Genomic DNA, 2,042 nt, shown 5'->3' on the forward strand with positions numbered 1-2,042 from the left:
AAACAGCCCACCCCCCCGCCGACACCACGGCGTGTCGCTGTCCCATACCCACCGCAAATCAGCTCACGCACACGACTCACGCACACGACGAACTGGGAGAGCCGCCCATGCCTCGTTACGCAAGCCCGGGATCCGAGGGCTCGGTCGTCAGCTACCAGCCGCGCTACGACCACTGGATCGGCGGCGAGTATGTGCCGCCCAAGCAGGGCGGGTACTTCGAGAACCCGACTCCGGTCAACGGGCAGCCGTTCACCGAGATCGCCCGGGGCACCGCCGAGGACGTCGAGCGGGCCCTGGACGCCGCGCACGCAGCGGCCCCCGCCTGGGGCCGCACCTCGCCCGCCGAGCGCGCCTCGGTGCTGCTGAAGATCGCCGACCGTATGGAGGAGAATCTCGAAGCGCTCGCGGTCGCCGAGAGCTGGGAGAACGGCAAGCCGGTGCGCGAGACGCTGGCCGCCGACATCCCGCTGGCCATCGACCACTTCCGCTACTTCGCGGGGGCGATCCGGGCACAGGAGGGCAGCCTCTCCGAGCTCGACGACGACACGGTCGCGTACCACTTCCACGAGCCGCTGGGCGTGGTGGCCCAGATCATCCCGTGGAACTTCCCGATCCTGATGGCCACGTGGAAGCTCGCCCCGGCGCTGGCCGCGGGCAACGCGGTGGTCCTGAAGCCCGCCGAGCAGACCCCGGCCTCCATCCACCTGTGGCTGAGCCTGGTCGCCGATCTGCTGCCGCCCGGCGTGCTCAACATCGTCAACGGCTTCGGCGTGGAGGCCGGAAAGCCGCTGGCCTCCAGCGCGCGCGTGGCCAAGGTCGCCTTCACCGGTGAGACCACCACCGGGCGGCTGATCATGCAGTACGCGAGCGAGCATCTGAAGCCGGTGACGCTGGAGCTCGGCGGCAAGAGCCCGAACATCTTCTTCGACGACGTCTCGGCCGAGAACGACGACTTCCTGGACAAGGCCCTGGAGGGGTTCGCCATGTTCGCCCTCAACCAGGGCGAGGTGTGCACCTGTCCCTCGCGCGCCCTGGTGCAGCAGGGCCACTACCGGGACTTCATGGCCGCGGCCGTGGCCCGTACGGAGAAGATCACTCAGGGCCATCCGCTGGACACCGACACCATGCTGGGCGCCCAGGCCTCCAACGACCAGCTGGAGAAGATCCTGTCCTATCTGGACATCGGCCGTCAGGAGGGCGCCCGGGTACTGACCGGGGGCGCCCGCGCGGACCTGGGCGGCGAGCTGGCGGGCGGCTACTACGTGGAGCCCACGGTCTTCGAGGGCGCCAACCATATGCGGGTCTTCCAGGAGGAGATCTTCGGTCCGGTGGTGGCCGTGGCCCCGTTCGCCGACTTCGACGACGCGATCAAGATCGCCAACGACACGCTGTACGGTCTTGGCGCGGGCGTATGGACCCGTAACGGCACGACCGCGTACCGCGCCGGGCGCGCCATCCAGGCGGGCCGGGTGTGGACCAACTGCTACCACGCCTACCCGGCGCATGCGGCGTTCGGCGGCTACAAGCAGTCCGGCATCGGCCGCGAGACGCACAAGATGATGCTGGACCACTATCAGCAGACGAAGAACCTGCTGGTCAGCTACTCCCCCAAGAAGCTCGGCTTCTTCTGATGGCCGAATCTGAGTGTGTCGGGGGTTCCCGGGTCGCGCTGACCCCGGCCGCGGCGGAGCTGATCCGGCGGCTGACCGAGGCGCACGGCCCGCTGATGTTCCATCAGTCGGGCGGCTGCTGTGACGGCAGCGCGCCGATGTGCTATCCGCTGGGCGAGTTCCGTACCGGGGCGGCGGATGTGCTGCTCGGGTCGCTGACGGTGGAGGGCGTCGCCGAGCCGGTCGGGTTCTGGATGTCGGCCGACCAGTTCGAGCGGTGGCGGCATACGCATCTGACGGTGGACGTGGTGCCGGGGCGGGGCAGCGGCTTCTCCCTGGAGGCCCCGGAGGGCGTCCGGTTTCTGATCCGCTCCCGGCTGCTCGACCCGCCGGGCTGACGAGGCCACCGCCCGCGGCGGGGGGTTTGTTCCA

At 69.5% G+C, this 2,042-nt stretch carries 2 protein-coding genes; both read left to right on the top strand.

Going from position 1 to position 2,042, the window contains the following annotated elements:
• Positions 1–107: 107 nt before the first annotated feature.
• Entirely contained in the window at positions 108–1,631 is a 1,524-nt protein-coding gene (gene adh / locus ACWDSL_RS53190) for an aldehyde dehydrogenase (RefSeq protein ID WP_450496947.1), read from the top strand.
• Positions 1,631–2,008, top strand: coding sequence for a DUF779 domain-containing protein (locus ACWDSL_RS53195; protein ID WP_450496949.1), 378 nt, complete (start codon positions 1,631–1,633; stop codon positions 2,006–2,008). The genes adh and ACWDSL_RS53195 overlap by 1 nt, the downstream gene beginning before the upstream one ends.
• Positions 2,009–2,042: the final 34 nt, after the last annotated feature.

Source organism: Streptomyces sp. NPDC000941, from assembly GCF_053599555.1.

Bases quoted from the DNA above. Each gene is read 5' to 3' on its own strand.
- adh (WP_450496947.1), top strand. From the start codon at position 108: ATGCCTCGTTACGCAAGCCCGGGATCCGAGGGCTCGGTCGTCAGCTAC.
- ACWDSL_RS53195 (WP_450496949.1), top strand. From the start codon at position 1,631: ATGGCCGAATCTGAGTGTGTCGGGGGTTCCCGGGTCGCGCTGACCCCG.